This window comes from Frigoribacterium sp. RIT-PI-h (assembly GCF_001297205.1).
In the GTDB taxonomy this organism is placed as follows: Bacteria; Actinomycetota; Actinomycetes; order Actinomycetales; family Microbacteriaceae; genus Frigoribacterium.
Genome location: NZ_LHOZ01000099.1, coordinates 1 through 3,657, shown reverse-complemented (window position 1 = coordinate 3,657; position 3,657 = coordinate 1). Strand labels below are relative to the sequence as shown.

The window sequence follows — 3,657 nt, the reverse complement described above, 5'->3', positions numbered from 1 at the left end:
GGTCTGGAAGGCGATGCGGCGCTCGAGGCGGTAGGGCTCGCGGCCGGTGATCGAGGCGATGATGCTCGAGTTGCGCCAGGCGCCGAAGCCGAGGTCGGGGGCGGTGAGGCCGTGGGTGTGCTCCTCGGCGTTCTGGACGAACAGCCGCCCCCGGCCGCCGTCGATCGAGTAGTCCCGCGCCACGGCCAGGCGGCCCAGGTCGTCGCGGTCGACGCGGTCGCCGAGCGCGTCGAGGAAAGACGGCACCCGGGCGACGTAGCCCGTCGCGACGACGAGCGCGTCCGCGCGCCGGGTGGCCGCGGTCCCGAGCTGCGCGTGCCGCCCCGGCAGTTCGATCTGCCCGTCGGCGTCGACCCACCGGGCGTCGACGAGCTCGGTCTCGGTCAGCAGGGTCGAGTCGACCGGCCCGTCGACGCTCAACCGGTAGAGCGTGTCGTACACGTCGTCGACGAGGTCGCCGCTGATGCCCTTGTAGAGGCTGCGCTGCTCACGGCCCAACCGGTCGCGGGTCTCGCGCGGCAGCGAGTGGAAGTGGTCGGTGTACTCGGGGCTCGTGAGCTCGAGCGTGAGCTTCGTGTACTCCATCGGGAAGAACCGTGGCGAGCGGGTGACCCAGTCGAGCCGGTGCCCCGGGCGGTCGCCGACGCGGGTCGTGTCGAGCAGGTCGCGGTAGATCTCGGCGGCCGACTGCCCGCTGCCGACGATCGTCACCGAGTCGGCGGCACGCAGGCGGTCACGGGCCGCGAGGGAGTCGGCGCTGTGCACGACCGGACCCTGGGCGTCGCCCCGGCCGGCGAGCTGCTGCAGCGACTCGGGGAGGCGCGGCTCGGTGCCCACCCCCAGCACGACGTGACGGGCGTGCCAGGTCTCGACGGCCCCGTCGGTGCCGCGTCGCGAGGTCACGACGTACGTCCCGTCGGGCTGCTCGTCGACGCTCGTGACGCGGCGGCCCCACCGCAGCGTGTCGAGCTGGTCCGCGACCCAGCGGCAGTAGGCGTCGTACTCCGCGCGGAGCGGGGAGAACTCCTCGCGGATGTAGAACGGGTAGAGCCGCCCGGTCGCCTTCAGCCAGTTCAGGAAGCCGAAGCGCGAGGTCGGGTCGGCCATCGTCACGAGGTCGGCGAGGAACGGCACCTGGATCGTCGCACCCTCGATCATCATGCCGGGGTGCCAGGCGAAGCCGTCGTTCTCGTCGAGGAACACCGCGTCGACGTCGTCGAGCGGGTCGGTCAGGGCGGCCAGGCCGAGGTTGAAGGGGCCCAGGCCGATGCCGACGAGGTCGAGGAGGTGCGGGGTGTCGCGGGGCGCGGTGGCGGCGGCTGCTGCGGCGGTGGCGGTCATCGGGCGGCCTCCGTCCCCGCGGCGACGAGGGCGGGGGCGTCGCTCTCGAGCAGGGCCCACGAGGAGGCGCGGACCAGCTCGAGCACGCCCCTCACGTCGTCGAGACCCGCGTCGGGGTTGAGCAGCGTCAGCTTGAGGCAGGGGCGCCCGTCGACCACGGTCTTCGCGACGATCGCCCTGCCGGACTCGAAGAGCACGCGTCGGACGAGCGGGACGAGCCGGTCGGCGGTGGCGTCGTCGACGCCGGCCGGCTGCCAGCGGAACAGCGCCGTGCTGAGCTGCGTCTCGGCGAGCAGGACGAACTCGTCGTCACCATGCAGCAGGTCGTGGGCCTCGGCCGCGAGGTCGATCACCCGGGCGACCAGTTCGCCGACGCCGTCGGCGCCGAGGGCGCGGAGCGTCGCCCAGAGCTTGAGCGCGGCGAACCGTCGGGTGGTCTGCAGCGACTTCGAGACCTGGTTCGGTTCGGGGTCGGACAGCGGGTTGAGGTAGTCGGCGTGCCAGGCGACCGGGTCGAGGTCGTGCCCGTCCCGCACGATCAGCGCGCTCGACGACACCGGCTGGAAGAACGTCTTGTGGAAGTCGACCGTGACCGACCGAGCGTGCTCGATGCCGTCGAGCAGGTGCCGACGCGTCGGTGAGACGAGCAGGCCGCCGCCGTAGGCCGCGTCGACGTGCAGCCAGACGCCCGTGCGATCGCAGACCCCGGCGATCGCGGCGAGCGGGTCGAGGCATCCGCGGTCGGTCGTGCCGGCGGTCGCCACCACGGCGACCGGCAGGTGTCCGGCCTGGACGAGGGCGTCCAGGGTGACGGCGAGGGCCTCGGGCAGCATCCGGCCGGCGGCGTCCGTGGGGACGGTCACGACGGCGTCCTCGCCGAGTCCGAGCAGGCGGGCCGGCTTCTGCACGCTGAAGCGGCTCTCGGCGGGGGCGGGCCCGCCCAGGCGGCCGAGCAGGTCGTGCAGCGCCGTGGCGCGCGGGGCGGGGCGGTGACCGGGGGCGGCCGTGTTCCGCAGCCGCGCCTCCTCGTCCTCGGCGTCGGCGCGGGCGCGGGCCGTGGCGTTCTCGCGGGCGAGCAGCAGGGCGGGCAGGTTCGGCTGCGTGCCGCCCGAGGTGAAGATCCCGTCGCGGGTGGCCGGGTCGAAGCCGATGCGCTCGGCGGTCCAGTCGACGAGGCGACGTTCGATCAGGGTGCCGACGGCCGACTGGTCGTAGGTGTCCACCGACGGGTTGACCGCGGCGAGCACGGCCTCGGCGGCGACCGCGGGCAGGGCGACGGGGCAGTTGAGGTGCGACTGGTAGGCGGGGTCGTGGAACCAGACGGCGTTCGCCGTGAAGAGCTCGTCGACCTCGCGCAGGGCGTCGTCGGTGCCGGTGCCCGGGGCGTCGAGGTCGACGGCGTCGACGAGGTGCTGCAGGTGGGCACGGCTCTCGCCCGAGAAGGGTTGGCGCGTCGTGCGGAAGCGGTCGGCGATCCGCGCGACGGTGGCGCCGGTGAGGCGCTCGTACTCGTCGGCGGTCGCGGTGGTGAGCAGTGCGGACGCGTGGCGTTCGGACACGGGTCTCCTTTTGGATCATGGTGGAGCGGACAGAACTCGTTAGGTTAGCCTTACCTTATGTCGACCCGCCGCCCGCCCGTCAAGCCCGCCGACCCCCGAGTGCACCGGCTCGAGGTGCTGCGCTCGGAGCGCGTCTCACCGAGCTTCCAGCGCGTGACCGTCGTCGGCGACGACCTGCACGAGTTCGGCCACATGGGCTTCGACCAGTGGTTCCGGCTGTTCCTGCCGCTGCCCGGCAGTGACTCGTTGCGGCTGCCGCGGGCGACGACGTCGCTCTGGTACGCGCACTACCTGGCGATCCCCGAGGCCGAGCGGCCGCACTGCGCGAACTACACGGTGCGCGAGTTCCGGCCGGCGGGTTCTTCTCGCGCCGAGCTCGACATCGACTTCGTGCTGCACCGCGGCGAGTCCGGCGAGCTCGAAGGAGGCGCGGCGATCTGGGCCTGCGCCGCCCGCCCCGGCGACGCCCTCGGCCTGCTCGACCAGGGCGTGCTGTTCAACGCCCCCGACGACGCGGCCGAGATCCACCTGGTCGCCGACGAGACCGGGCTGCCGGGGACGGAAGGCATCGTGCGGTCGCTGCACCGCGCCTCCGTGGGATCGGTGATCCTGGAGGTGCCGACCCGGGCCGACGTGCGGCCGCTCGACGCGCCCGACGGCGTCGAGGTGACGTGGGTGGTGCGGGACGAGCTCGACGCGCGGGCGCTCGGCGGCGACTACGACGACGCTGACGGTCGGGGTGCCGGGGGTGCCGGGG

Annotated in this window: 3 protein-coding genes; 1 reads left to right on the top strand and 2 read right to left on the bottom strand. The window is 73.6% G+C overall.

What is annotated here, in order from left to right:
- Both AEQ27_RS14615 and AEQ27_RS14610 read right to left on the bottom strand, forming a co-directional pair.
- Positions 1–1,341, bottom strand: a 1,341-nt coding sequence (locus AEQ27_RS14615) for a lysine N(6)-hydroxylase/L-ornithine N(5)-oxygenase family protein (protein WP_054147335.1), incomplete at its 3' end; no start/stop codon positions are given.
- A complete protein-coding gene (locus tag AEQ27_RS14610) occupies positions 1,338–2,900 on the bottom strand; it encodes a pyridoxal-dependent decarboxylase (protein ID WP_054147334.1) in 1,563 nt (520 codons plus the stop codon). The genes AEQ27_RS14615 and AEQ27_RS14610, both read right to left, overlap by 4 nt.
- 57 nt (positions 2,901–2,957) lie before the next feature.
- On the opposite strand from AEQ27_RS14610, the gene AEQ27_RS14605 reads away from it, so the two are divergent.
- Positions 2,958–3,657, top strand: a 700-nt coding sequence (locus AEQ27_RS14605) for a siderophore-interacting protein (RefSeq protein WP_054147333.1), incomplete at its 3' end; no start/stop codon positions are given.